The sequence below is a fragment of the Cupriavidus basilensis OR16 genome (assembly GCF_000243095.1).
GTDB classification, from domain to species: domain Bacteria; phylum Pseudomonadota; class Gammaproteobacteria; order Burkholderiales; family Burkholderiaceae; genus Cupriavidus; species Cupriavidus basilensis_D.
In genome coordinates, this window is sequence record NZ_AHJE01000073.1 from 1 (window position 1) to 24498 (window position 24498).

Below are 24498 nucleotides of genomic sequence, written 5' to 3' on the forward strand. Positions count from 1 at the left end.
GCCCGCGCCGCTTTGCTCCCGGCGAAGGGCAAGATCGCCCGCGTCGTTTCGCACCCGGCGAAGGCCAGGACCGCCCGCGCCGCTTCCCCCGGGCGAAGGCCCAGGACCGCCCCCGCCGCTTCGCCGGCGAAGGCAACGATCGCCCGCGCAATTTCGGCCAAGGCGAAGGCCAGGACCGTCCGCGCCGCTTCGCCGGCGAGGGCGACGACCGCCCTCGCCGTCCCGCACACGGTGGCGACAACGACCGTCCGCGCCGCGCCGGCGATGCTGGCCAGCGCGGCTACCAGGGCACCCCCGCGGGGCGTCCGGAACGTGCCGCACCCGTGCAGAATGCGCCCCAACCCAGCTCCGATGGCCTGGTGCGCCTGTCCAAGCGAATGTCGGAACTCGGCCTGTGCTCGCGCCGCGAAGCTGATGAATGGATTCCGCGCGGCTGGGTGCTGGTCGATGGCCAGCCTGTCACCGAACTGGGCTCACGCATCAGCCCGGACGCCAACATCGAGATCCACCAGGCTGCCCGCTCCGAGCAAGGCGAACGCGTGACCGTGCTGTTGCACAAGCCGGTCGGCTACGTATCGGGCCAGGCCGAAGACGGCTACGAGCCCGCTGCTGTGTTGTTTGCGCCGGAAAACCAGTGGGAGCAGGATCCTACCCGCAAGCGCTTTGCCCCGTGGCAGCGCAAGAGCCTGGCCCCCGCCGGCCGGCTCGACATCGACTCCACCGGCCTGCTGGTGCTGACCCAGGACGGCCGCGTTGCGCGCCACCTGATCGGCGAGGATTCGACTGTCGAGAAGGAATACCTGGTGCGGGTAAGCTGGGATTCGCCGGAAGGCCTGGTCGAGCGCGACATCTCGCACGTGTTCCCGGTGGAACTCATCGAGAAGCTGCGCCACGGCCTGTCGCTGGATGGCGAGGCGCTCAAGCCGGCCAAGGTGAGCTGGCAGAACGAGGAGCAATTGCGCTTCGTCCTGCGCGAGGGCAAGAAACGCCAGATTCGCCGCATGTGCGAACAGGTTGGCCTGCGGGTCGTGGGCCTGAAGCGCGTGCGCATGGGCCGCATCGTGCTGGGCGACCTGCCGGTCGGCCAGTGGCGCTTCCTCGGCGCCTTCGAGAAGTTCTAAGCAAGCTGGCGGCGGCGCCCCGACCAGCGTGGCCAGCGCCACGCGCCGCGCCGGCGCCAAGCTCGTGGCATCGACGCGCTAGCGCCGCTTGCCCGGCCTGGCCGCCGGGATCAACCCAGCGGCCTCGGCTAGCCATTGCCTCAACCGCGCGCCCTGCCCTGTGCCAATCGCTTCACAGCTGTGGCGCACGGCAGCCCGCACCATCCGCATTGGCCGACGCCTCCAGCCCGAATACCGCCCTGGCCCCGCATTGCGAACCAAGCATGCGCGACTGGTTGTGGCCAACGCCAACGACTTCGAAGGCCTGGTGGCGGACCAGCGGGCGCTGGCTGCCCAGTTGCGCGGCAAGATAGTGCTCATAGCGCAGGTAGCCGCGCGTCCGCTCCAGTCGCGTCGCCCCCTCGGCTTCAGCGCCGCAGGCTTTGTCGAGCACGCGGTGATTGGGGTCGTTGTCTTGCGAACCCACCAGATAGGTTACCTGGCGCTGCAGATAGCGGTGGAACAGCGCATCGCCCGTCGCGCCGCGCGCATAGGGCACCATGTCGCGCATGCCGTAACGGTATTTGTCGTAGTCGGCGCAAATGGCCGTGTCATAGGGCGCGAAGCCCTTGCCGCGCGGACGTTCCGGCGTGAAATACAGATACGACGAAGGATTGGCCACCACGTAGCGCAGGTCGATGCCGGCCGCCCGAATGCGCTCGTCGACATTGTTCAGTACCGCATAACGATGCACCAGTTGCGCGCCACCCGAGTGGCCGGCCACCGTCACGCGGGTCACCGCAGGAAGACGGGCCTTGTTGGTCACCATGCCGACGAGGTCATCCAGCACCTGCAGCGAGCTCACCGAGAACGGCGGGTTGACCGCATCCTCCCCACCCATCCAGCCCTGCACGCTCCATCTCGGCATGCCGTCGAAATGCTTGCCCTTGGCCGCATCCGGCGTACCGGGGAAGTTCGGCGCGATGAGCAGCACGGCGTCGGGATTGCGCCCGGTTTGCTTGAGCAGCGCCGCGCCGGCCGTGAAGTAGTCGTCGCCGTTACGCTGCAACCCGTGCTGGACGAAGATCACCTCGCGGATGCCGCTCAGGTCGCCATCCAGCGGATGGCTGGCGTAGACCGGGAAATCGTAGGCGCTCGCGCCGGTGCCGAGCCTGACCCGCTGCCATTGTGGGGCAGCGGCTTGCGGCGCCGTGCCGGACAGCGGCGCGCCCTGTTGCGCGGCGTTGTCCGAGCCTGGCGCGGCGCAGCCGAACTGGGCCGCAGCGGCAAGCGCAAGCAGCGCGATCCACGCGCGGCGCGCAAGGCAAAGTGTCTTCATGTCCTGCCTCCTGAGGCCGATGTGGCGCAGCGCTCGGCGCGCTCGCCAGTGTTTTCATGCGTTTTGGTTCGTTGGGCCGCACCATCGTAGGCCGGCCTGGCCTGGATGTAAAATATATGCCACAGTCAGAATACATATCGAATAGATATGCATTCTGCAACCCCGGCCCGGGAACAAAGCATGGAACTGAGACACCTCCGCTACTTCCTCGCGGTAGCCGAAACCGGCCATATCACGCGCGCCGCCGAGCAACTCGGCATCCAGCAGCCTCCACTGTCGCAGCAGTTGAAGGCGCTCGAGACGGAGCTGGGCGTGATCCTGTTCGAGCGTCAGCCGCGCGGCGTGGCGCTTACGGCCGCCGGGCATGCGCTGCGCGCGGACGCACTGGACGTCTTTGCGCGCCTGGACCAGATGCGCCAGCGCATGCAGCGCATGGCGCGGGGCGAGGAAGGCACGCTATCGGTCGGCTTCACCAGTTCGGCCGCGGCGCACAAGCTCACGCCCGAGGTCCTGCGCGCCTGCCGCCGCCGGTTTCCCGGCGTCACGCTCAAGCTCGGCGAGAGCAATGCAGCCGAGGTCATCGAGCAACTCACCACGGGCACCCTGGACGTGGCGCTGCTGCGCGCCCCGGTGCGACGCCCGGAGGGCCTGCGCTTTGACCTGCTGCTGGAAGAGGAAATGGTAATCGCGCTGCCGCTTGACCATCCGCTGCTGCGCAAGCGCGGCGCATCGGCCCAGGAAGCCATCTCGCTGCGCGCGCTGGCAGACGATGCGTTCATCCTGGTACGGCGCCCGGGCGCGCCGGGCATGTACGGCGATCTGCTGAAGGTCTGCGAGCGGTTGGGCTTCACGCCGCGCGTCGGCGCGGAAGTCGAGCGCATGCTGAGCAACCTCAACCTGGTGGCTGCCGGCGCCGGCGTGAGCGTGGTGCCGGCCTCGATGGCCGGACTCAACCCGCATGGAGTGGCTTATCGCCGCATGGAGGAAGCCGGGCTGTTGCGCGCGCCGCTCACGCTCGCCTACCGCGAGCGCGACGACAACCCGGCCTGCGCGGCGCTGGTCGCGCTGACCCACCGCATCGCGGCACGCCATCGCCGCCAGGGCAGCCGCTGATCAGTCGTCGCTACTATCAATCGTCGCTATTGGGAGGCAGGTCGGGGAACAGCACTTCGGTAAAACCAAAGCGCGTGAAGTCCGTCACCCGCATGGGATAGAGGATGCCCTGAAGGTGGTCGCATTCATGCTGCACCACGCGCGCGTGGAAATCCTCGGCCACGCGCTCGATGCGCGCGCCCATCACGTCGAACCCGGTGTACTTCAGGCGCGTGAATCGCGGCACCACCCCGCGCAGCCCCGGCACCGACAGGCAGCCTTCCCAGGCCTCATCCTGCTCCTCGCCAAGCGGCGTCAACTCGGGATTGATCAGTACGGTCTTGGGCACGGTCGGCGCGTCGGGATAGCGCGGATTGCGGTCAAAGCCGAAGATCACCACCTGCAGGTCCACGCCGATCTGCGGCGCGGCCAGGCCAGCACCGTTGGCGTGATCCATGGTGTCGAACATATCGTCGACCAGGACGCGCAGCTCCGGTGTGTTGAAGCGCGTGACAGGGCGCGCTACCTGCAGCAGGCGCGGGTCGCCCATCTTGAGAATGTCACGGATCATGCTTGATCTCCGGTATTAAGCCCGGCCAGCAAAGCCAGCAAGGCAGCCTCGTCCAGCACGGGCACGCCAAGCGCCTCGGCCTTTTCCAATTTGCTGCCCGCTTCGGCGCCAGCCACCACGTAGTCGGTCTTCTTCGACACCGAGCCGGCCACCTTGGCGCCGGCGGCTTCCAGCATTTCCTTGGCGTCTTCGCGCGAGAGCGTGGGCAGCGTGCCCGTCAGCACAAAGGTCTTCCCGGCCAGCGGCGCGGGCGCGGCGCGCTCCGCCGGCTCGCTTTCCAGCCAGTGCACGCCAGCGGCGCGCAGTTGCTCGATGACTTCCACATTGTGCGGCTCGGCCAGGAAGTTGGCGATGGACTGCGCCACTACCGGCCCCACGTCGTTGACCTCCAGCAAGGCGGCCTCGTCGGCAGCCAGCAGGCCATCGAGCTTGCCGAAATGCTTGGCCAGGTCCTTGGCCGTCGCCTCGCCCACATGTCGGATGCCAAGCGAGAAGATAAAGCGGTTGAGCGTGGTCGCGCGCGAGGCCTCGATGGCCGCCACCAGGTTGGTGGCCGATTTGTCGGCCATCCGGTCCAGCGCGGCCAGCTTGGCAATGCCAAGCTTGTAGAGATCGGCCGGGGTGTGCACGATGGCCATGTCGACCAGTTGCTCGACGACCTTGTCGCCCAAGCCTTCGATATCCATGGCGCGGCGCTGCGCGAAATGCAGCAGCGCCTGCTTGCGCTGGGCCGCGCAGATCAAGCCGCCGGTGCAGCGCGCGATCACCTCGCCTTCCAGCTTCTCGATGTGTGATCCGCACACCGGACATGCGGTGGGCATGACAAAAGCGCGCGCGTCGGCGGGCCGGCGCTCCGGCACCACCGCCACCACTTCGGGAATCACGTCACCCGCGCGCCGCACGATCACGGTGTCGCCGATATGCACGTCCTTGCGGCGGATCTCGTCCTCGTTGTGCAGCGTGGCATTGGTCACCGTCACACCACCCACGAACACCGGCGCAAGCCGCGCCACCGGCGTGATGGCGCCGGTGCGGCCGACCTGCACCTCGATGTCCTCGACCACCGTGGTCATTTCCTGGGCCGGGAACTTGTGTGCCAGCGCGAAGCGCGGTGCGCGCGACACGAAGCCAAGCCGCTCCTGCTCGGCCAGCGCGTTGACCTTGTACACGACGCCGTCGATATCGTACGGCAATGCCGCGCGCCGCTCGCCACCCCGCGGTAGAACGCCAGCAGGCCCTCGGCGCCGCGCACGACCTCGCGCTCGGCGCAGACCGGCATGCCGAGGCCGGCGAACCAGCCGAGCATGGCGCTGTGCGTCTCGGGACGCGACGCGCCTTGCAGCTCGCCCAGCCCGTAGGCAAAGAACGATAACGGACGCTTGGCGGTAATGCGCGGATCCAGTTGGCGCAGGCTGCCAGCGGCGGCATTGCGCGGATTGACAAAGGTCTTTTCCCCAGCCTCGGCCTGCCGCGCATTGAGCTTGTCGAACTCGCGGCGATACATGAAGACTTCCCCGCGCACTTCCAGCACTGCTGGCAAGGCCGCAGGCTCGCCGCGCAAGCGCAGCGGAATCGCCTTGATGGTGCGCACGTTGACGGTCACGTCCTCACCGGTCTCGCCATCGCCGCGGGTGGCGGCCTGCACCAACCGGCCAGCCTCGTAGCGCAAGGACATGGCCAGGCCGTCGAACTTCAACTCGCAGGCATACTCCACCGCCTCGGCGGCGCTGAACAGGTCGGCCGTGCCCTCGGCGGGCGCAGCGCGCCCAAGCCCCTGCGCGCAACGGCGGTCGAAGGCCAGCACATCCTCATCCTCGAAGCCGTTGTTGAGCGACAGCATCGGGATGGCGTGGCGCACCGTATCGAAGGCGGACAGCGGCTGTCCGCCCACGCGCTGGGTGGGCGACTCCGGGCTCAGCAATTCGGGATGCGTGGCCTCGATGTCCTGCAACTCGCGGAACAGCGCATCGTATTCCGCATCGGGAACGGACGGCGCATCGAGGACGTAGTACTGATGGTTGTGGCGTTCCAGCTCCGCACGCAGCCAGTCGGCGCGCGGCGGCGGGAGAATCGCTGACAGGTGGCGGGGCTTGCGCCGCCGCACCTTCTCGTTTGGTGCTCATGCTGAAGGACCGAATCGGTTGTCGTCGTTGTCGAACTGGCGTTTCAGAGACTGAACAAACGTAGCGTCACCGGCGAGCCCGCAGGCATGCCGCGCGCCTCCAGCTTGTCATAGAGTGTCTGCAGCTGGCCGAAGATGGCGACGAAGGACGACTCGCTCAGCGGCCGCATATTGTCGTCGACCAGTTGTGCGCCCATGCGCTGCGCCAGGCTGTAGCCATACTCGCACACGGTCTTGAACGGCTTGGTCGCCTGCGTTGCGGACGGCACATCGAGCAGCAGCGTGATCTGGCGGCCGGCCTTGGCCGTCAGGTCATCGCGCAGGAAGTTGGTATCGCCGAATTGCAGCGTGAACAGTGCCCGCTGCACGCCCTCGGCGTTGGCCTGGTAGCGCGTGAAGCGGGTGCCGTCGCGCGACAACACCAGCCCGTCCTGGGTCGCCACCGTCTGCACATAGGCCGCCGACCACGGTGCGCCGTCGGAGATCACGTTGACGCCAAGCTGCACATCGCAACTGGCGGCAAACGCATCGAGCTCGCGGCCGTTGGCGACCGTCTCGGTCATGTCAGGCAGCTCGGCCGAGGCATCGAGCGCTTCCGCCAGCGCTTCCACCGCGTTGACGAACTCGGAAAACTCAAGCGCATTGAGCGCGCCGCCGCGGTTGGCAAGCTGCACCGCGACCTGCAGGTCTTCATACTGATGGCCGGCGGTAACCGGCTCCCAGGCATTGGCTTCGCTGCGCAGGCCTTCGATGTGCACCTGCTTGGTACCCGCGCGGCGCAGGCGGCCGGTGAGCGGCAGGATGCGATCGCCCGAGCTCTTGCGCTCCAGGTGCAGCGGCACGATGCAGTCGATCAGCGGATCGATGACGGCTGGCGTGGGCTGGCCATCGAGGGCGACGGGCTCGGGCTGCGGCTCTTTGGCAGGCGCTGGCTCTTGCTTGGGCTGTACCGGCTCGGCGTGTTCTTCGTGGTCCGCGGTGTCATGCCTATTGTCAGCCCCCCCAGACCCGTCAGGGCCGGCGGACTCCCCCGCCTCGCCGGCATGCCCGGGCTTGTCGGCAGCCGAATGGGGCGCATGGGCCGACGACGGCGCCGCGGCAACCGCCACTTCGTCCGCGAGGGCGTCGTCGGCATCCGCCGAGCTGGCAGCCATGCCCGCCGCCACCGCGGCAGCGTCCAGCGGCGAGGCCGACAGCGTGGGCTCGCGCCGCTCGACCTGATGCTCGGGCGATGGCTCGTGCAGCTTGGCGCTGGCTTGCGGCTTGACCACGGGGGTCACCGCGGGGCTGATCACCCGGCTCGCGCATCGGCGGCAGGTCGTCTTCGGGCTGCAGCGCGCTGCAACGATCAGGGCGGTCTGGAGTGTCATGCTGCCTCCGCCATCGAGATCGCTGCATCCATATCCACGGCGACGATACGCGATACACCTTGCTCTTGCATCGTCACGCCAATCAACTGGTGTGCCATTTCCATTGCGATTTTATTGTGGGAAATGAAGACGAACTGGGTCTTGTCCGACATGCGCGCCACCATATTGGCGTAGCGCTCCGTATTGGCATCGTCCAGCGGCGCGTCCACCTCGTCGAGCAAGCAGAACGGTGCCGGATTGAGCTGGAACATGGCGAACACCAGCGCGATGGCTGTCAGGGCCTTCTCGCCGCCCGACAGCAGGTGGATGGTCGAGTTCTTCTTGCCCGGCGGCTGCGCCATCACCTGCACCCCCGCGTCGAGGATTTCGTCGCCGGTCATGATCAGCTTGGCCTGCCCGCCACCGAACAGCGACGGGAACAGCTCGCCGAAGTGATGGTTGACCTGGTCGAAGGTCCCTTGCAGCATCGCGCGGGTTTCCTGGTCGATCTTGTGGATCGCGTCTTCCAGCGTGGTGATGGCGTCGATCAGGTCGGCCGACTGTGCATCGAGGAACGTCTTGCGCTCGCGCGCCGCCGCAAGTTCGTCCAGCGCGGCCATGTTCACCGGCCCGAGCGCGTTGATGGCGTTGTTAAGGCGCGTGACTTCGCCCTGCAGGTACGAGGGCTTGAGATCGGGCGTGAGCTTCTCGGCCAGCGCGGCCTCATCCACCTCGGCGGTAGTCAGTTGCTCGCTGAACTGCTCCTGGTTCAGGCGCGCGGCCTGTTCCTTCAACTGGTACTCGGTGATGCGGTCGCGCAGCGGCTGCAGGCTGCGCTCGGCGGCCAGGCGCTGATCGTCGTACTGGCGCAGCTGCGCCGACAGCGCGTCGAGCTCGGTGCGGGCGAGCTGGAGCTTTTCTTCCTTCTCGGCACGGCGCTCCAGCGCGTCCTGCAGGCCGGTGTGAGCGGTCTGCTCGTTGATGGTTTCCAGCTCGACGCGGGCGTCTTCCAGCGACTGCGCAAGGCGCTCCGACTGGTCGCCGGCGGTCTGGATATTGCGGCGCAGTTCGTCGATGCGGCTGGCCAGGTTGCGCTCGGCGAAGAGCGCTTCCTGCGCCGCGCGCTCGAAGTCGCGCAACTGGTGCCGCGCCGATGAGAGCTTGCTGTCCAGCGCCTCGAAGGCCATCTGGTGGTCTTCGTGCGTGGACTGCATCTCGGCCAGCGCGGCGTCGTGCTGCTCGAAACTGGCTTCGGACTCGGCGCGGATGGCGCGCTGCTCTTCGATCTGCGCGGCGATTTCCGCCAGTTCCTCGCGGATCTGGCCGCTACGCGCGGCGTAGCGCTCCATGGCCTGCGACAGCTTGAGCACGTCCATCTGCAATGCGTGCACGCGCCGGGTGGCTTGCTCACTGCGCCCGCGTGCCTCGGTGAGCGCGGCGCTGGCCTGCGTATAGGCCGCCTCCGCGCGTACCGCCTGGCTCTTGGCCTCGTCGGACAGCAGCAGCTGGGCGCGGGCCTGCTTCTGCAGGTTCTCGATTTCCTGCTCGCGGGCCAGCATGCCGGCCTGCTCGGAATCGGCAGCGTACAGGTGGACCGAGCTGCGGCCCACCAGGTGGCCCTCGGCCACGGCGAACGATGCGCCTTCCGGCAGCGTGGCGCGCTGCGCAAGCGCCGACGCCATGTCGGTGGCGGTGTAGATATCGGCCAGCCAGTCCTGCATCACGGCCCGGATGCCGGGCTCGGTGACTTGCACCAGCGCCATCAGCGGGCGCAGGCCGGCGGGGGCTTCCTGCGGGCGCGCAGCCGGCGGCGGCGAGTAGAAGGCCAGCTTGGCAGGCGGCGCGTCGGACAGGAAGGACTTGATCCAGTCCAGGTTGGAGACTTCGAGGGCGCCGAGCTTTTCACGCAGCACGGATTCCAGCGCGCTTTCCCAGCCCGGCTCGATATGGAGTTTCTTCCACAGGCGCGGCAGCTCGGCCAGGCCGTGCTTGGCCAGCCAGGGCTGTACCTTGCCTTCGGTCTGCACGTTTTCCTGCAACTGCTTGAGCGCGGCCAGGCGCGCCTCCAGCGCCCCGATCGCGGCGGCCTCGCGCTGCACGCGCTCCTGCGCGCCGCGGCGCTCGCTGTCCAGGCGCGGCACGCTGTCGGCGGAGTCAGCCAGGATGGCCTGTGCCTCTTCCAGCACGGCTTCCTGCTCGGCCAGCTCGGCGCGCTGCTCGTCCAGGCGGATTTCATCGGGGCGGTCGAGCCCCTTCTCCTCGCCGGACAAGCGCTCGCGGCGCTGTTCGAGCTGCTGCAGCATCTGGTCGGCGCTGCGCTGCTGCGCCGCCTCCAGCTTGAGCGCCTGCTCGGCCTGCATGATGCTGGCGCGCTGCTCGTTGGACAGGACCTGCGCATCGCGCCACTGGGCTTCCAGCGTGGGCAGCTCGTCAGTCTTGTGCGCTACCGCTTCCTGGGACTCGACGGTGCGGCCTTCGGCCACCGCCAGTTCTTCCTCGGCCTGCGCCAGGGCATCGGTCGCCTGCTCGGACTTGCCCTGCCACTGCTCGCGCTGGGCGGTCAGGGCAGCGATCTGCGCCTGCACGCGGTTGCGCGACTCCACCACATAGCGGATCTCGGCCTCGAGCTTGCTGACCTCGGCATTGGCTTCGTACAGGCCGCCCTGCGCCGTGTGCATATTGTCCGAGGCTGCGTAATGCGCTGCGCGCATGGTCTCGAGCTCGGCCTCGACGTGGCGCAGCTGCGCGGTTTGCGCTTCCAGGTCGATCTGGGCCTGCTCGATGGCACGCGTGTGCCGCTCCTGCTCGGCCTGGGCCTCGCGCTTGCGCAGCAGCCACAGCAGGTGCTGCTTTTCCTCGCCGTCGGACTGCAAGGTCTTGAAGCGCTGGGCCACCTCGGCCTGCCCTTCGAGCTTGTCCAGGTTAGTGCCGAGCTCGCGCAGGATGTCCTCGACACGGGTCAGGTTCTCGCGCGTGTCGGACAAGCGGTTTTCGGTTTCGCGGCGGCGTTCCTTGTATTTGGACACGCCGGCGGCCTCTTCCAGGAAGATCCGCATGTCATCGGGCTTGGCCTCGATGATGCGCGAGATCATGCCCTGCCCGATGATGGCGTAGGCGCGCGGCCCCAGGCCGGTACCCAGGAAGATGTCCTGGATGTCGCGGCGGCGCACGGCCTGGTTGTTGATGTAGTAGGAGGAGGTGCCGTCGCGGGTCAGCACCCGCTTGACGGCGATCTCGGCATATTGGCTCCATTGCCCGCCAGCGCGCCCTTCGGGGTTGTCGAACACCAGTTCGACGCTAGCGCGGCCCGCCTGCTTGCGCGCGGTGGAACCATTGAAGATCACGTCCTGCATGGACTCGCCGCGCAGCTCGGAGGCGCGCGACTCGCCCAGCACCCAGCGCACCGCATCGATGATGTTCGATTTGCCGCAGCCGTTGGGACCGACGATGCCGACCAGCTGGCCGGGCACTTGAAAATTGGTGGGATCGACGAAGGACTTGAAGCCCGCCAGCTTGATCGAGGACAGTCTCACGGTTGGTCGTGGGGTATCTAGCGTAATGCAGCGTTCAGGAGAGCCGGGCCCCAACGAGAAACGGGGCCGACGCGTGCCGGTTGCGCCCCATGCCTTCTCTCTTGTGCCCGATAGATGGCGCTAATCATACCATCGCGCCTTCGGCGTCCGGGCGCTTTCCGGGCTAAGCGCAGGCCATTTCCCCAGGGGGTTTAGGCCGCTTCCGATACACCTTGTGCCGTTCGCGCCCCACACTCGCGGCGATGCTGGCATGCGCCGAAGACCACCCCGCGCCGGAAAGACGCCACCTATCTTGGCACCGGCGGGAAACTTCCGAGGGTTAGTGCTAGTCTCTTTATTGTCAGCGTGATCCTTGATGCCCATTGCGCCTGCCGTCCCGTTACCAGCGCAATGGCCGTCTCTGGCCAACGTGGAGCCCGGCTCCGCGACCCTTCTGGGAGTGTTCAGCATGACCGCCTTCACACCGGCGATATCAGACAGCAGCTTGTCCGGCCAGGCTGCCGAAAATGCGCCTAAAACACCACCCTGGTCCTTGAGCGACATCGATTACCAGGCGATCGACACCGCCCGCGTGCGGCCCGATCGCGAGTTGTTCTACCTGCTGGTGTCGGCGTCCTTTGTCGAAAGCGGCTCGGACACATATGCAGGCAACCTGGCCAGCTACTACGCCGCCCACCCCGAGGCTTCCGCCTGGCTGTCGGAACACTGGGAGGCGGAGGAGTTGCAGCACGGCCTGGCCCTGCGCCGCTATGTGGAACATGTCTGGCCCGAGTTCGACTGGGAGCGCGGCTATGCGCGGTTCTTCGAGGAATACCGCCATACCTGCTCGATCGACAATTTCGAGCCCACGGAAGCGCTTGAGATGGCGGCGCGCTGCGTGGTCGAGACCGGCACCGCGGCCCTCTACCGCTCCCTGGAGCAAGCCAGCGACGAGCCGGTGCTGCGCAACCTGACGCGGCGCATCGCCGATGACGAGGTGCGCCACTACAAGCATTTCTACCGCTACTTCAACGCCTTCAACGGCGTGGAACGGCTCGGCCGCCTGCGTGTGCTGGGCGCCTTGGTGCGCCGCCTGCTGGAAATCAAGAACGAAGACGCGGAGATCGCGCTGCGCAACGTGCTGCGCATCGAGCGGGGCAGCGAGGTTATACCGCAAAAAGACGTGCGCAGGCTCAACTCCCGGGTCAGTGCCGTGATCCGGCGCAACCTGCCGATCGAGATGACGGTCAAGATGCTGCTTCGCCCGCTGCGCCTGCATGCCGGCGTGGAACGGGCCATCCGCAAGCCGCTGGTGGCGGTGGTATCGCGGGCGATGCTTTATTGACGCAATGCGTCAGCTATTGCGGCTGCAGCGCCTGGTCCGCCGCACCGGCGGCGTTGTTGGCGCGGCGCGCCTTGGTACGGTGCACCAGCCCCGACAAGGCGCCGGCCGCCACGATGCACACGCCGCCGGCCGCCTCCTTCCAGCTCAGCGTCTCGGTGGCCAGCCACCACGACGACACCGCCGCGATCACGATCTCGAATAGCATCAGCAGCGATACCCGGTTGGCCGGAAGGCGTTGCAGCCCATACTGGACCACCGAATTGCTCAGCACCAGCGTGGCGGCGAGGCCCAGCATCAGCGCCAGGCCGCCCCAGCCGATCGCCGGCGCCAGCGCCACGCCGCCCGGCTCCAGCAACAGCGCGCAGGGCAGGCCCACAGCCGTGCAGCCCAGGTAGACCATCACGGTGCGCAGGCGCGCATCCATCTCCGGATAGCGCTTGCCCGGCTCGGCGTGAGAGCACATTGTTGACGGCAAACCCCATGCCGCCGATCAGGCCGGACCATTCCGCCGCATGCGTGGGCAGCGGCAGGCCAACTTCCGGCGTCCACAGCATCAGGCCCGCGCCGAACAGCGCCAGCACCACCAGCAGCAAGCCGGATGCCGACAGCTTCTCGCCCAGGAAAACGCGGGCGAACAAGGCCGTCCATACCGGCGTCAGGTAGAACAGCAGCAACACCCGCATCACGTGGCCGTTGACGCTGCCCCACACAAAGCCGGCATTGGTCACGCCGGCCGCCAGCCCGATCGCCACGAACAGCCACGACCAGCGCAGGCCGCCCAGGTGGCGGGCAAAGGCCACCAAGGCGATCAGGGCGGCCATGGCGCTCACCAGGGCCGCCGCCGTCATGCCGCCCAGGCCCCAGCCGGCGAGCACCCGGTAGGGGAACCAGGCGATGCCCCAGACCGAGGCGCCCAGGAGGATGGACAAGGTGGACTTGAAGGCATGCGGGTCGGCCGGGGCCGAGGCGGTGGAAGCAGGTGGCAGATTGCTCATGGGAAAACGGTTAAGGCTGCCGGTTGGGCAGCCAGTCAATATTCGGTATCGGAAAACCATTGTGGGACGATCGGGGGCAATCGTCGGGGCGGCGCGCCGCCAGGGCCTTGCCGGCACGCGGGAAAGCCCGGCGATCCTTTATAATGACCGGCTTTGAGCTTGGCCCTACCGGCCTGAACCTGATCGTGAATCCCCGCCTCGACCTGCTCCAGCCCTATCCGTTCGAGAAACTGCGCGTGCTGCTGGCTGACGTCAAACCAAACGGCGCACTGCCCGCGATCAGCTTCGGTATCGGCGAACCCAAGCACCCCACGCCAGAATTCATCAAGGCGGCGCTGTCGAACGCGTTGCAGGGACTGGCGAATTATCCCACAACGGCCGGATCCGATGCACTACGACAGTGCATCGCCGCGTGGCTCCAGCGCCGCTACAACCTGCCGGCGGTCAATGCCGCCACCCAGGTGCTGCCGGTCACCGGCTCGCGCGAGGCGCTGTTCGCCTTCGCCCAGACCGTGGTAGACGCCAGCCAGCCGGGCGCCCTGGTGCTGTGCCCCAACCCGTTCTATCAGATCTATGAAGGCGCGGCGCTGCTGGCCGGCGCTACCCCGGTGTTCGCCAACAGCGACCCGGCGCGCAATTTCGCCCCGGCCTTCGATCGCATCGGCGCCGACACCTGGGCCAAGGTGCAACTGGTCTTCGTGTGCTCCCCGGGCAACCCGACCGGCGCGGTGCTCTCGCTGGAAGACTGGCGCGAGCTGTTCGCGCTGTCGGACCGCCACGGCTTCGTGATCGCCTCGGACGAGTGCTATTCGGAGATCTACTTCAAGGAAGGCGAGCCGCCGCTGGGCGCGCTGGAAGCGGCGCACAAGCTGGGCCGCGCCGAAGGCGCCCACCCCTTCGAACGCCTGGTGATGTTCTCCAGCCTGTCCAAGCGGTCCAATGTGCCCGGCCTGCGCTCGGGCTTCGTGGCCGGTGACGCCGCCCTGCTGAAGAAATTCCTGCTATACCGTACCTATCACGGCGGCGCCATGAACCCGGCGGTGCAGAGCGCCAGCGTGGCGGCCTGGAACGACGAGGCCCATGTGCGCGACAATCGCGCCGCCTATGTACGCAAATTTGCCGAGGTCACGCCGATGCTGGCCGAAGTGCTGGACGTGGCCCTGCCCGATGCCGGCTTCTACCTGTGGGCGGATGTCACGCGCACGGGCCTCTCGGATACCGGGTTCGCCGCGCGGTTGCTGGCCGAGCAGAACGTCACCGTGCTGCCGGGCAGCTACCTGGCACGCGAGTCCGACGGCATCAACCCGGGCGCCAACCGCGTGCGCATGGCGCTGGTGGCAACGCCCGAGGAATGCCTGGAAGGCGCGCGCCGCATCGTCGCCTTCTGCAAATCGCTGGGCTAAGACCGGAGTACGCGGGCCAGGCGCACCGCACACACGCTATTTTGTTGTAGACAACGATCAACCACTGAAAACACGCATATGACGCAAGCACTGCAAGCCCTGATCGACCAGGCATGGGAAGACCGCGCAAGCCTCTCGCCCAAGTCCGCCCCCAACGACATCCGCGAAGCCGTGGCCAACGTGATCGGCCAGCTCGACACCGGCGCCCTGCGCGTGGCCGAGAAGCAAGGCAAGGAATGGATCGTCAACCAGTGGATCAAGAAGGCCGTGCTGCTGTCCTTCCGCCTGGAAGACAACGCACCGATGTCCGCCGGTGGCTTCGCCCAGTTCTACGACAAGGTGCCGACCAAGTTCGCCAACTGGAGCGCTGACGACTTCGCCAAGGGCGGCTTCCGCGTGGTGCCCCCGGCGGTCGCCCGCCGTGGCTCGTTCATCGCCAAGAACGCGGTGCTGATGCCTTCGTACGTCAACATCGGCGCCTACGTCGATGAAGGCACCATGGTCGACACCTGGGCCACCGTCGGTTCGTGCGCCCAGATCGGCAAGAACGTCCACCTGTCCGGCGGCGTCGGCATCGGTGGCGTGCTCGAGCCGCTGCAGGCCAACCCGGTCATCATCGAAGACAACTGCTTCATCGGCGCGCGCTCGGAAGTGGTCGAAGGCGTGATCGTGGAAGAAAACTCGGTGATCTCGATGGGCGTGTACCTCGGCCAGTCGACCAAGATCTATGACCGCGAAACCGGCGAGATCCACTACGGCCGCGTGCCGGCTGGCTCGGTGGTGGTGGCGGGCAACCTGCCCTCCAAGGACGGCAAGTACAGCCTGTACTGCGCCGTGATCGTCAAGAAGGTGGACGCGCAAACCCGCGCCAAGACCAGCCTGAACGACCTGCTGCGCGGCGACTGATCTCGCCCGCTGCATCGAGGGGAGCCCCCTGGCCCGGAACCGCGCGCGTGCGCGGCCGGTCTGAGCGGAATGCCGGATCAGAACGCCAACGCTCCCCTCCCCCCGCTCTCCAACGGTTCCCGCTCCGCGGATACCGCCGCTGGCTTTCGCTGGCCCGCCCTTCGCAAGCGACTCATGGCCCTGGACCCGACCACTGTCACCACCGTTCTCTCGCTGCTGCCCACGATCCTCGAACAGGCCAACAAGACCATCGAGAAGATCAAGAAGGGCAAACGCCGCGATGGCAGTGCCGACACGCCCGGCCTGGACACGCGTGACCCTGCCGCGCGCATCGCGGACCTGGAAAACGCCGCCATGCAGCAGGCCGAGGCCGTCAAGCTGCTGGCCGAGCAACACGCCATCACCATCGAGGCCCTGCGCCGCGAAGCCGCACGGCTCGATCGCCGCCTGCGCCTGATGACCGGCGTGGCCATGGCCGGCTTTGCACTCGGGCTTGCCGGCCTGGTGGTCGCCCTCAACCTTTTGCTGCGCTAGCCAGACCGGCCGGCCCCGCGTTTCTCCGCTCATCGCCATGACTGTCCTGCTCTACGGCATTCCCAACTGCGATACCGTCAAGAGAGCCCGTACCTGGCTCGAATCCAACGGTGTGAACTACACCTTCCACGACTTCAAGAAGCAAGGCGTGGACGAAGCCATGCTGCGCGGGTGGCTCGCGCATGTGCCGCTCGCTACCTTGCTCAACCGCAAGGGCACCACTTGGCGCGCGCTGTCCGACGCGGACAAGGCGCTGGCAGAACAAGAGGCCGGCGCGATTGCGCTGATGCAGCAAAGCCCTTCGCTGATCAAGCGGCCGGTGCTGGCCCACAAGGGCAGCGTCAGCGTGGGGTTTTCGCCGGATAATTACGCCAGCCTTTTTTAAGCCCGATGGCAGCGCCAGGACATGCGCTGCCAGGATGCAAGACTCGAACAATGCGCCCGCCGGATTCCGGCGCCACGTGCCTCCTCGCTGCCACCATGAACCCCACACTCGCCCTCACCGAAGACCTGATCCGCCGCCGCTCCGTCACGCCCGCCGATGAAGGCTGCCAAGCCGTGCTGGAGACCCGCCTGAAGGCGCTGGGCTTCGCCTGCGAAGCAATCGTCAGCGGCCCGGACGACTTCCGCGTGACCAATCTGTGGGCCGTCAAGCGCGGCACGCGCGGCCAGGACGGCAAGCTGCTGGCCTTTGCCGGCCACACCGACGTGGTGCCCACCGGCCCGCTTGAGCAATGGGGCTCCGACCCCTTCCTGCCCAGCCACCGCGACGGCAAGCTGTATGGCCGCGGTGCCGCCGACATGAAAACCTCGATCGCCGGCTTCGTGGTAGCGGTGGAAGAATTCGTGCAGGCCCACCCGGACCACGCCGGCTCGATCGCCTTCCTGATCACCAGCGACGAAGAAGGCCCGGCGCATGACGGGACCGTGAAAGTGGTCGAAGCGCTCAAGGCGCGTGGCGAACGGCTCGACTACTGCGTGGTGGGCGAGCCCACCTCGGTCGACACGCTCGGCGACATGGTCAAGAACGGCCGTCGCGGCTCGCTCTCCGGCAAGCTCACCGTAAAGGGCGTGCAAGGCCATATCGCCTACCCGCATCTGGCCAAGAACCCCATCCACCTGGCCGTGCCAGCATTGACCGACCTGGTGAACGAGCGCTGGGACGAAGGCAACGAGTACTTCCCGGCCACCAGCTGGCAGATGTCGAATATCCACGGCGGCACCGGCGCCACCAACGTGATCCCGGGCCACGTCGCCATCGATTTCAATTTCCGCTTTTCCACCGCCAGCACGCCCGACGGCCTGAAGGCGCGCGTGCATGCCATCCTGGACCGCCACCAGCTCGACTACGACCTGGCCTGGACCCTCGGCGGCGAGCCCTTCCTGACCGCGCGCGGCGATCTCTCCGAAGCGCTGGCCGGCGCCATCGCCGCGGAAACAGGCGTCAAGACCGAGCTGTCGACCACGGGCGGCACCTCGGATGGCCGCTTCATTGCCAAGATCTGCCCGCAGGTGATCGAGTTCGGGCCGCCCAATGCAAGCATCCACAAGATCGACGAGCACGTGGAAGTGCGATTTATCGAACCCCTCAAGAACATCTACCGCGGCGTGCTGGAACGCCTGATCGCCTGATCGCCGCGGACCAAGGAAAGACCTTATGGCAACCGCCTCCCCCCTGCTCACCGTGCGCGACCTGCTGCGCTTCGCGGTATCGCGCTTCACCCAAGCCAAGCTGTCATTTGGCCATGGCAGCGCCAACGCCTACGACGAAGCCGCGTACCTCACGCTGCATACGCTGCACCTGCCGCTGGACACGCTCGACCCCTTCCTCGACGCGCGCCTGCTGCCCGAAGAAGTCGACGCCGTGCTGCAGGTCATCGAGCGCCGCGTCACCGAGCGCGTGCCTGCGGCCTACATCACCAACGAAGCCTTCATGCACGGCCTGCGCTTCTACGTGGACTCGCGCGTGATCGTGCCGCGCAGCTTTGTGGGCGAACTGCTGCATGAAGGACTGGAGCCGTGGGTGGGCGACAGCGCCGAGATCGGCCCGGTGCTGGAGCTTTGCACCGGCTCCGGCTGCCTGCCCATCATCGCCGCGCACGTCTGGCCGAAGGCCCGCATCGATGCCGTCGACATCTCGCCGGACGCGCTGGCCGTCGCTCGCCGCAACGTGGCGGACTACAAGATGGAAGACCGCATCAGCCTGTACGAGGGCGACCTGTACGCACCGCTGCCCGCCGGCGCCAAATACGATGTGATCCTCACCAACCCGCCCTACGTCAACGAAACCTCCATGCAAGCGCTGCCGGCCGAATACCAGGCCGAGCCGCGCATCGCACTGGCTGGGGGCGACGACGGCATGGACGTGGTCCGCCGCATCATCGCCGGCGCCAAGGCGCGCCTGAACCCCGGCGGCGCGCTGGTGGTGGAGATTGGCAACGAGCATGCCAACGTGGAAGCGGCGTTCCCCGACCTGGAGATCGTCTGGCTGCCGGTCAGCGCCGGCGAGGAGCAGGTGTTCCTGCTGACTTATGAAGCGTTGCCCGGTTGAAGGCCTATTCAAGAACCGGCCGCAGATGACTGCGGCCTTTTCTTCGCAGCACCAGCAGCGCTGCCGAATCTGGATAGGATCAGCGCCGTTTCACCACCCCGCCAATCCCTTCATCACCACCTCCCTGACCTGCTCCACCACGCTCTCGCGCCAGTCATCCGCGTCCCCATAAAAGGCATGCCACATCGCTCGGCGAATCAGGTTCCGCTGGCCTTCGTCGGCCTCCGGATGCAGGTGCAGCCAATGATCGCCACGTAATGCCTCCAGCACCTCGGTGACAGGCAAGGTGCCAAACTCAAGTGCGATGCCGTTGTACGCCAGCGTCGGCAAGGTCTGCGGCGCGGCCATCCAGGCCATGCCATTGAGATTGGCCGATGCCGACGAGCCGTCGTAGATCGACGTGACATTGCTGCCCCAGATGGCGCGCGCCTTGCCGATGTCCTCTTCCCGGTCCGGTCCCATATAGATGGGCTCGCCGTAGCCCCAAGGCCCCAGGCCGGTATGCAGGTCGATCCATCGCAGGGCTTCGCGCCCGGCGCCAAAGCGCGCCAGGATGCGGCGCAGCGTGTAGTTGCTCCACGTCGCCTTGTTGCCGCCGAAGAACAGCCCTTCAGGCGCCTGATACTGGCCGGCGCTCACCGCCGACTGGTACCAGGACAAGCCCTTCTCGGCCACGGTCTTCATCAGCGCCGCCTGGGCAGCCTCCGAAGGCGGCCACTGCTCGGGCAGCAGCATCGGCGCCACTTCGGCGTACGGCGCGTTCTCCGGCAAGGGCTCGGTGAAATCCATGAAATTGCGGTTGAGGTCGACATTGTCCTCATTGACGCGCCGCATATGCGAGAAGCCATAGGGATTGACCGCATGGACCATCAGCAGCGCCACGCCGGCATCGGCGCACGCCTGCAGCAACGCGGCGTCGCCCAGCATGGCGACCTGCGCCCCGGAACCGCAGAAGCCCTCCACGCCATGCATGCCCGAAGTCACCATGAGGAAGCGCCTGGCCTCGGCGTCGCCTACCCAGGCCACATCCATGGCGAGTTCCTCGCCGGCGCTGCCGCGCTTGGTGGGATGGGGAAAATCGGTCAGCGTGGCGCCGGCGGCATGGGCGGCATCGCGAAATTTCTGCCGCGCTTCGGCATAGTTGCGGGAAAAGCTGGTGTGCAGGGACATGACAGCGAATTTCGCGCTTGGCGAGGAGTGAGGGTGCCGCTATTAAACGCCAACTTGCCTGCCAATGCCATCCGAAGCCACCCGATGCCGGGCAGCTAGCCTTTGCCGCCCTCGGCGCCCCTTTCGCCCCTTTCGCTCTTGGTGGTTTCCGCCGGCGCCGCATCACGCAGCAACAGCGAGCGGAACGCATGCGGATGCATCTGGATGCCTGCCGCGGCGATCTGCGCGGCGGACAGCACCAGGTGGCGCGCCAGCCAGTCATGGATGCTGCGCAGGAACCGGCGCTGCTCGACGCGGTTGGATTCCTGGATCACGCGCTCCAGCTTGATGTGCGCGGTGTAGACATCGAGCAGGTTGATGGTCTTGAGCTTGGGCGGCGTGGTTGCGCTGCGCTCGATGGCGAGAATGCGCTTGACCTGGGCATCCGGCAGCTCGCCGGTTTCCAGGTAGGACTGATACACCGCTTCAAGGGCAGGAAAACGCACGGTGGGTTGCACGCGCGGCACGCCGGCCACTTTTTCCATGCGCAGCACGAGATAGCGGATGGCCGATATGCGCCGCAGCGCGGCATCGCTGGCCTTGCCTTCGCGGCCACCGCCCGCCGCGGCGCGTGCCCGCGTGGCGGCCGGGCTGGGTGCCTCGAACTCCTCGTTGTCCGGTGCCGTTGCTTCTGGCGCGGGTACGGCCGCGGGCTGGCCGACGTCCCGCTCGGTGTAGTCCGGCACCAGGTAAAGCAGGTCCGGCTCGGCCAGGACGGCCCGCGCGCAGGCCTCGCCAAAGGGATGCTCGTGGCCTTGCCCGTCGCGCAGGATAAAGGCCTGGCCGTTGCCGAAGCCATGGTGCCGCCCACGGCCGGCCTGCTGCCGGCAGCGCGTGCCGGGTGCGACAAAATCCTTGCGTACGGGAGTCCAGCTCCCGTCGTTGACTGCGATCATGAATCTGCTTGTACCTGCCGTGATGAGTGCCGAGAAGTGGCTTATTGCTTGCGGGCGCCGCCGGCGCCTGCCACCCGCTATTGTCCACCATGCGGCCAGCGGCGGCACAACCAGGCACAACCAGGCACAAGCGAACACAACCGCCTCGACAACCTCAACAGGCCAGGCCGTGCCCTACTTCAGCATGAACGCCATCGCCGACAGGCAGTTCAGCATGCGCACAGCCGCCTGCACCGAAGCGGCATCGAACACCAGCGTCACGCCGTCCACGCGCTCCAGCGCGGGCCACTGGCAGAACAGGTCGGCATAGGCCGGGCCCTGGGTTTGCAAGCGGCAGCGGATCGGGCCGCCGAACTTCAGGGGCTGCCCGCCCTGCTCGCGTACGGCCTGCTCGCGTACGGCCTGCTCGGCCGCCGCGGCAATCGCGTCGCGCGACGCGACCAGCGACAGCGTGCTACCGCTGCCTTGCCCGCTGGCTTCCTTGGTCTGCACGTAGCGCACCCAGGGCATCAGCGGCCGGGTCTCACCCACGAAGACATCGTCGCCACTGGCCATCAGCACCGGCACGCCGAATTCGCCCGCCAGCGCGCCGTAGATCCCCGCCTCGCCCAGTTCCTGGCCATTGAGCCAGATGCGGGCGAACGCGCCGCTGTTGATGGTGTGGGCCAGGATGCCGCGGCTCTGCGCGCGGCCATGGTAGCCGATCATGAAGACGCCGTCGCAGCCCTGCACGCCGGCCATCATGCCCAGGTAGCGCGGCTTGCCCAGCACCAGGCGCGCGCGCGGGTCGAGCTGGTCGGGCAGCAGGTTGCGAAAGCCGCCGTGCGAGTCGTTGACCAGCACATCGGTCGCGCCGCCTGCGAAAGCACCCTGCACCGCGGCGTTGGCCTCGGCCGTCATCCAGGTCCGGGCACGTTCGTACTCGCCGTTGCCGGCGCGGGTCTGCTCGGCGTGGAAGACGCCGGCCACGCCTTCGATGTCGGTGGAAATCAGGATCTTCATGCTGGGTGTAGTCAGTTGGTCCGGGAGGTTGCATGACGCGCGAGCCACTGCGGCAGCTCGGGCATCAGCTCGCGCAGTGCAACGCGCTGGTGGCCGTCGCGGCCATGCACGCTGTCGGCCTGCCACAGCGCATGCAGGATGGCCTGCTCGACGCTGTCGGCGGCGGCGTGGAAGAGCGCGTCGAGGCGCGTCTCGTGCAGCATCGCCAGCGCCGGCATGGGCGCGTCGGCCAGCTGTGGCACGGTGTAGCCGGTGGAGAATGCGAGGGCGATGTCGCCCGAGCCGTGGCCGAACACCGAGCCGGTGCGCGCCAGGCCGGCGCCCGCGCGCAGCGACAGCCGGCGCAGCTGGCGCGCGTCCAGCGGCGCATTGGTGGCCAGGATCATGATGATCGAGCCCTTCTCCGGGCCGGACTCCGCCGGCGCCTGCGTATGTGCCTTGAGCAGTTCGGCCAGCACGCCGCCAAGGCGCGCGCCGGCCACGGTGAAGCTGGGCAAGGTGCCAAAGTTCGCCTGCACCAGCACGCCCACATGGTACTCACCCACCTGGCGCGAGGCGGAGCCGATGCCACCTTTCATCCCGAACGACGACATCCCGCGCCCTGCCCCGACCGCGCCCTGCGCGAAGTCGGCGCAGGCCGAGGCGCAGGCTTGCGCATAATGCGCCTCCTGCACAGCCATCGCTTGTATGTCGTTCAGGTAGCCGTCGTTGCACTCGAACACCAGCGGATTGACCGTGGGCCAGGCGCGGCCGATCTCGGGATTGGCCGCGATGGCCTGCCGGACCTGGGCCTGCACCAGCGCCCCCACGGCAAAGGTGTTGCTTAGCGCGATGGGCGTCTCCAGCACGCCGAGCTCGTCCACTTGCACCAGCCCGACGCTTTTGCCAAAGCCGTTGAGCACCGTGGCGGCGGCCGGCACCTTGTCGGTGAACAGGCTGCCGGCGTGCGGCAGCACCACCGTCACGCCGGTCTGGCAGGCGCCTTCGGCCAGCGTGCAGTGGCCGACCGTTACGCCGGGCACGTCGGTGATGCTGTTGCGCGCGCCGGCTGCCAGCGCGCCGATATGCGGCATTCCTTCGGACATATGCGTGCCGTTCCCTAGCGCCGGTCGATCTTGGGATCCAGCGCGTCGCGCAGGCCGTCGCCCAGCAGATTGAACGCCAGCACGGTCAGGAAGATCGCCAGGCTGGGGAAGATCGCCACGTGCGGCGCGGTCACCATGTCGGCGCGGGCCTCGTTGAGCATCGCACCCCACTCCGGCGTGGGCGGCTGCGCGCCCAGGCCCAGGAAGGACAGGCTGGCGGCGGTGATGATCGAGGTGCCGATGCGCATCGAGAAATACACCACGATGGACGAGATGGTGCCCGGCAGGATGTGGCGCATCAGGATGGTGAAGTCGGACGCGCCAATGCTGCGCGCGGCTTCCACATACGTCAGGCGCTTGAGCGGAAAGGCGAACAGCACATCCGAGATGCGCATCACGATGCGGTCCCACCAGCCCTCGTAGTAACCGGCCAGCAACCCCAGCACGGTACCGACGATGGCACCGATGATGACCGAGAAGAAGCCCGCCGCCAGCGAGATGCGGGCGCCGGCCAGGATGCGGCTGAAAATGTCGCGCCCGAGCGAATCGACGCCGAACCAGTGCGCGGCCGAGGGGCCGGCATTGAGCGCGTCGTAGTCGAAGAAATTCTCCGGGTCGTAAGGCACCAGGTGCGGCGCGAGGACCGCCACCGCCACCAGCAGCAGCACGAACACACCGGCGCCGAGCGCCAGGTGCTGCTTGCGGAATTTGCGCCAGAACTCGGTCCAGGGCGTGCGCACGGCTTCTTGCGTGGCGGCTGCGGCCGGGACGGCGGGCTCGCCGTTGGCGGGCGTGGATAGCTGGGTCATGCCGGCCTCACTTACTTGTAACGAATGGCGGGGTTGATGACGGTGTACAGCACGTCGACCACCAGGTTGATCAGGATGAACTCGAGCGAGAACAGCAGCACCTCGGCCTGGATGACCGGGTAGTCGCGCATCTCGACCGCGTCCACTAGCAGGCGTCCGAGGCCAGGCCAGTTGAACACCTTTTCCACCACGATCGAGCCGCCCAGCAGGAAACCGAACTGCAGGCCCATCATGGTCACCACGGGAATCATGGCGTTGCGCAGGCAGTGCTTGGCCACCACCAGGAACTCGCCCACGCCCTTGGCGCGCGCGGTCCGCACGAAATCTTCATTCAGCACCTCGACAAAGGAGGCGCGGGTGAAACGCGCCATCACGGCGGCCACCGCGGCGCCCAGCGTGATCGACGGCAGGATGTAGTGCTTCCAGGTATCGGCGCCGATCGACGGCAGCCAGCCCAGCTGCACCGAAAACACCTCCATCAGCAGCATGCCCAGCGCGAAGGCGGGAAATGAAATGCCGGACACGGCCAGCGTCATGCCGAAACGATCGGGCCAGCGATTGCGCCACACCGCCGAGCTGATCCCGATCACCATGCCGAAGATCACTGCCCACGCCATCGACGCCAGCGTCAGGTACAGCGTCGGCATGAAGCGGTCGCCGATCTCCTCGCTGACTGGA

The 24498-nt window shown here is 67.2% G+C and carries 19 protein-coding genes and 3 pseudogenes; 10 read left to right on the plus strand and 12 right to left on the minus strand.

What is annotated here, in order from left to right; genetic code table 11:
• Window positions 1–1121 (plus strand): pseudouridine synthase (locus tag OR16_RS25430; RefSeq protein ID WP_006161107.1); only part of this gene is annotated, 1121 nt, incomplete at its 5' end.
• 172 nt (window positions 1122–1293) lie between these two features.
• Here OR16_RS25430 and OR16_RS25435 read toward each other — a convergent pair.
• Complete coding sequence (locus OR16_RS25435; protein ID WP_006161108.1) at window positions 1294–2439, minus strand: hypothetical protein; 1146 nt, start codon at window positions 2437–2439, stop codon at window positions 1294–1296.
• Between the two features lie 180 nt (window positions 2440–2619).
• On the opposite strand from OR16_RS25435, the gene OR16_RS25440 reads away from it, so the two are divergent.
• Window positions 2620–3552 (plus strand): LysR family transcriptional regulator, encoded by a 933-nt coding sequence (locus OR16_RS25440; RefSeq protein WP_006161110.1) that lies wholly within the window; start codon window positions 2620–2622, stop codon window positions 3550–3552.
• Between the two features lie 16 nt (window positions 3553–3568).
• Here the strand turns inward: OR16_RS25440 and def are convergent, their stop codons facing one another.
• The 4 genes and pseudogenes from def to smc form a co-directional block, all read right to left on the minus strand.
• Entirely contained in the window at window positions 3569–4102 is a 534-nt protein-coding gene (gene def / locus OR16_RS25445; protein ID WP_006161113.1) for a peptide deformylase, read from the minus strand.
• A pseudogene (gene ligA / locus OR16_RS25450) lies at window positions 4099–6206 on the minus strand (NAD-dependent DNA ligase LigA). Before ligA ends, def begins: the two are co-directional and overlap by 4 nt.
• A 62-nt stretch (window positions 6207–6268) precedes the next feature.
• Window positions 6269–7532, minus strand: a pseudogene (locus tag OR16_RS25455) (cell division protein ZipA C-terminal FtsZ-binding domain-containing protein).
• Between the two features lie 58 nt (window positions 7533–7590).
• Complete coding sequence (gene smc / locus OR16_RS25460) at window positions 7591–11106, minus strand: chromosome segregation protein SMC (RefSeq protein ID WP_006161115.1); 3516 nt, start codon at window positions 11104–11106, stop codon at window positions 7591–7593.
• 448 nt (window positions 11107–11554) lie between these two features.
• Here smc and OR16_RS25465 point away from each other — a divergent pair, with 448 nt between their 5' ends.
• Window positions 11555–12430, plus strand: a complete 876-nt coding sequence (locus OR16_RS25465) for a ferritin-like domain-containing protein (RefSeq protein ID WP_237717221.1) — start codon at window positions 11555–11557, stop codon at window positions 12428–12430.
• A 13-nt stretch (window positions 12431–12443) separates the two neighbouring features.
• Here OR16_RS25465 and OR16_RS25470 read toward each other — a convergent pair.
• Window positions 12444–13425: pseudogene (locus tag OR16_RS25470) on the minus strand (DMT family transporter).
• On the opposite strand from OR16_RS25470, the gene OR16_RS44645 reads away from it, so the two are divergent.
• The 7 genes from OR16_RS44645 to prmB all read left to right on the plus strand — a co-directional run bounded on the left by OR16_RS44645 (window position 13352) and on the right by prmB (window position 18819).
• On the plus strand, window positions 13352–13582 hold the full coding sequence (locus OR16_RS44645) for a hypothetical protein (RefSeq protein ID WP_192816458.1): 231 nt from the start codon (window positions 13352–13354) through the stop codon (window positions 13580–13582). The pseudogene OR16_RS25470 and the gene OR16_RS44645 sit on opposite strands and share 74 nt — an antisense overlap.
• Before the next feature lie 28 nt (window positions 13583–13610).
• Window positions 13611–14828, plus strand: coding sequence for a succinyldiaminopimelate transaminase (gene dapC, locus OR16_RS25475; RefSeq protein WP_006161124.1), 1218 nt, complete (start codon window positions 13611–13613; stop codon window positions 14826–14828).
• A gap of 78 nt (window positions 14829–14906) precedes the next feature.
• A complete protein-coding gene (dapD, locus tag OR16_RS25480; RefSeq protein WP_006161126.1) occupies window positions 14907–15734 on the plus strand; it encodes a 2,3,4,5-tetrahydropyridine-2,6-dicarboxylate N-succinyltransferase in 828 nt (275 codons plus the stop codon).
• Between the two features lie 174 nt (window positions 15735–15908).
• On the plus strand, window positions 15909–16268 hold the full coding sequence (locus OR16_RS25485; RefSeq protein ID WP_006161128.1) for a hypothetical protein: 360 nt from the start codon (window positions 15909–15911) through the stop codon (window positions 16266–16268).
• 37 nt (window positions 16269–16305) lie between these two features.
• The gene (locus tag OR16_RS25490; protein ID WP_006161129.1) at window positions 16306–16653 is read left to right on the plus strand and encodes an arsenate reductase; all 348 of its coding nucleotides are present in this window, start codon (window positions 16306–16308) and stop codon (window positions 16651–16653) included.
• A gap of 95 nt (window positions 16654–16748) precedes the next feature.
• Window positions 16749–17900: a succinyl-diaminopimelate desuccinylase gene (gene dapE, locus OR16_RS25495; RefSeq protein WP_006161131.1), complete on the plus strand. Its 1152-nt coding sequence runs from the start codon at window positions 16749–16751 to the stop codon at window positions 17898–17900.
• A gap of 25 nt (window positions 17901–17925) precedes the next feature.
• Window positions 17926–18819 (plus strand): 50S ribosomal protein L3 N(5)-glutamine methyltransferase, encoded by an 894-nt coding sequence (gene prmB / locus OR16_RS25500; protein WP_006161132.1) that lies wholly within the window; start codon window positions 17926–17928, stop codon window positions 18817–18819.
• A gap of 90 nt (window positions 18820–18909) precedes the next feature.
• Here prmB and OR16_RS25505 read toward each other — a convergent pair whose 3' ends face one another.
• The 6 genes from OR16_RS25505 to OR16_RS25530 all read right to left on the minus strand — a co-directional run.
• Window positions 18910–19989 (minus strand): M14 family metallopeptidase, encoded by a 1080-nt coding sequence (locus OR16_RS25505; RefSeq protein ID WP_006161134.1) that lies wholly within the window; start codon window positions 19987–19989, stop codon window positions 18910–18912.
• A gap of 95 nt (window positions 19990–20084) precedes the next feature.
• On the minus strand, window positions 20085–20924 hold the full coding sequence (locus OR16_RS25510; RefSeq protein WP_006161136.1) for a hypothetical protein: 840 nt from the start codon (window positions 20922–20924) through the stop codon (window positions 20085–20087).
• 174 nt (window positions 20925–21098) lie between these two features.
• Window positions 21099–21926: a M55 family metallopeptidase gene (locus tag OR16_RS25515; RefSeq protein WP_006161138.1), complete on the minus strand. Its 828-nt coding sequence runs from the start codon at window positions 21924–21926 to the stop codon at window positions 21099–21101.
• An 11-nt stretch (window positions 21927–21937) separates the two neighbouring features.
• The gene (locus tag OR16_RS25520) at window positions 21938–23011 is read right to left on the minus strand and encodes a P1 family peptidase (RefSeq protein ID WP_043421067.1); all 1074 of its coding nucleotides are present in this window, start codon (window positions 23009–23011) and stop codon (window positions 21938–21940) included.
• Window positions 23012–23025: 14 nt separating this feature from the next.
• On the minus strand, window positions 23026–23820 hold the full coding sequence (locus OR16_RS25525; RefSeq protein ID WP_006161141.1) for an ABC transporter permease subunit: 795 nt from the start codon (window positions 23818–23820) through the stop codon (window positions 23026–23028).
• Between the two features lie 11 nt (window positions 23821–23831).
• On the minus strand, window positions 23832–24498 hold a 667-nt coding region (locus OR16_RS25530; RefSeq protein ID WP_006161143.1), incomplete at its 5' end, for an ABC transporter permease subunit.

What these genes read in the sequence shown, in the direction of transcription:
- OR16_RS25515 (WP_006161138.1), bottom strand. Translation starts at nt 21,926, where the DNA reads ATGAAGATCCTGATTTCCACCGACATCGAAGGCGTGGCCGGCGTCTTC.
- OR16_RS25510 (WP_006161136.1), bottom strand. Translation starts at nt 20,924, where the DNA reads ATGATCGCAGTCAACGACGGGAGCTGGACTCCCGTACGCAAGGATTTT.
- OR16_RS25485 (WP_006161128.1), top strand. Translation starts at nt 15,909, where the DNA reads ATGGCCCTGGACCCGACCACTGTCACCACCGTTCTCTCGCTGCTGCCC.
- dapD (WP_006161126.1), top strand. Translation starts at nt 14,907, where the DNA reads ATGACGCAAGCACTGCAAGCCCTGATCGACCAGGCATGGGAAGACCGC.
- prmB (WP_006161132.1), top strand. Translation starts at nt 17,926, where the DNA reads ATGGCAACCGCCTCCCCCCTGCTCACCGTGCGCGACCTGCTGCGCTTC.
- OR16_RS25465 (WP_237717221.1), top strand. Translation starts at nt 11,555, where the DNA reads ATGACCGCCTTCACACCGGCGATATCAGACAGCAGCTTGTCCGGCCAG.
- OR16_RS25490 (WP_006161129.1), top strand. Translation starts at nt 16,306, where the DNA reads ATGACTGTCCTGCTCTACGGCATTCCCAACTGCGATACCGTCAAGAGA.
- OR16_RS25505 (WP_006161134.1), bottom strand. Translation starts at nt 19,989, where the DNA reads ATGTCCCTGCACACCAGCTTTTCCCGCAACTATGCCGAAGCGCGGCAG.
- OR16_RS25440 (WP_006161110.1), top strand. Translation starts at nt 2,620, where the DNA reads ATGGAACTGAGACACCTCCGCTACTTCCTCGCGGTAGCCGAAACCGGC.
- dapE (WP_006161131.1), top strand. Translation starts at nt 16,749, where the DNA reads ATGAACCCCACACTCGCCCTCACCGAAGACCTGATCCGCCGCCGCTCC.
- OR16_RS25520 (WP_043421067.1), bottom strand. Translation starts at nt 23,011, where the DNA reads ATGTCCGAAGGAATGCCGCATATCGGCGCGCTGGCAGCCGGCGCGCGC.
- OR16_RS25525 (WP_006161141.1), bottom strand. Translation starts at nt 23,820, where the DNA reads ATGACCCAGCTATCCACGCCCGCCAACGGCGAGCCCGCCGTCCCGGCC.
- OR16_RS25435 (WP_006161108.1), bottom strand. Translation starts at nt 2,439, where the DNA reads ATGAAGACACTTTGCCTTGCGCGCCGCGCGTGGATCGCGCTGCTTGCG.
- OR16_RS44645 (WP_192816458.1), top strand. Translation starts at nt 13,352, where the DNA reads ATGGACAAGGTGGACTTGAAGGCATGCGGGTCGGCCGGGGCCGAGGCG.
- def (WP_006161113.1), bottom strand. Translation starts at nt 4,102, where the DNA reads ATGATCCGTGACATTCTCAAGATGGGCGACCCGCGCCTGCTGCAGGTA.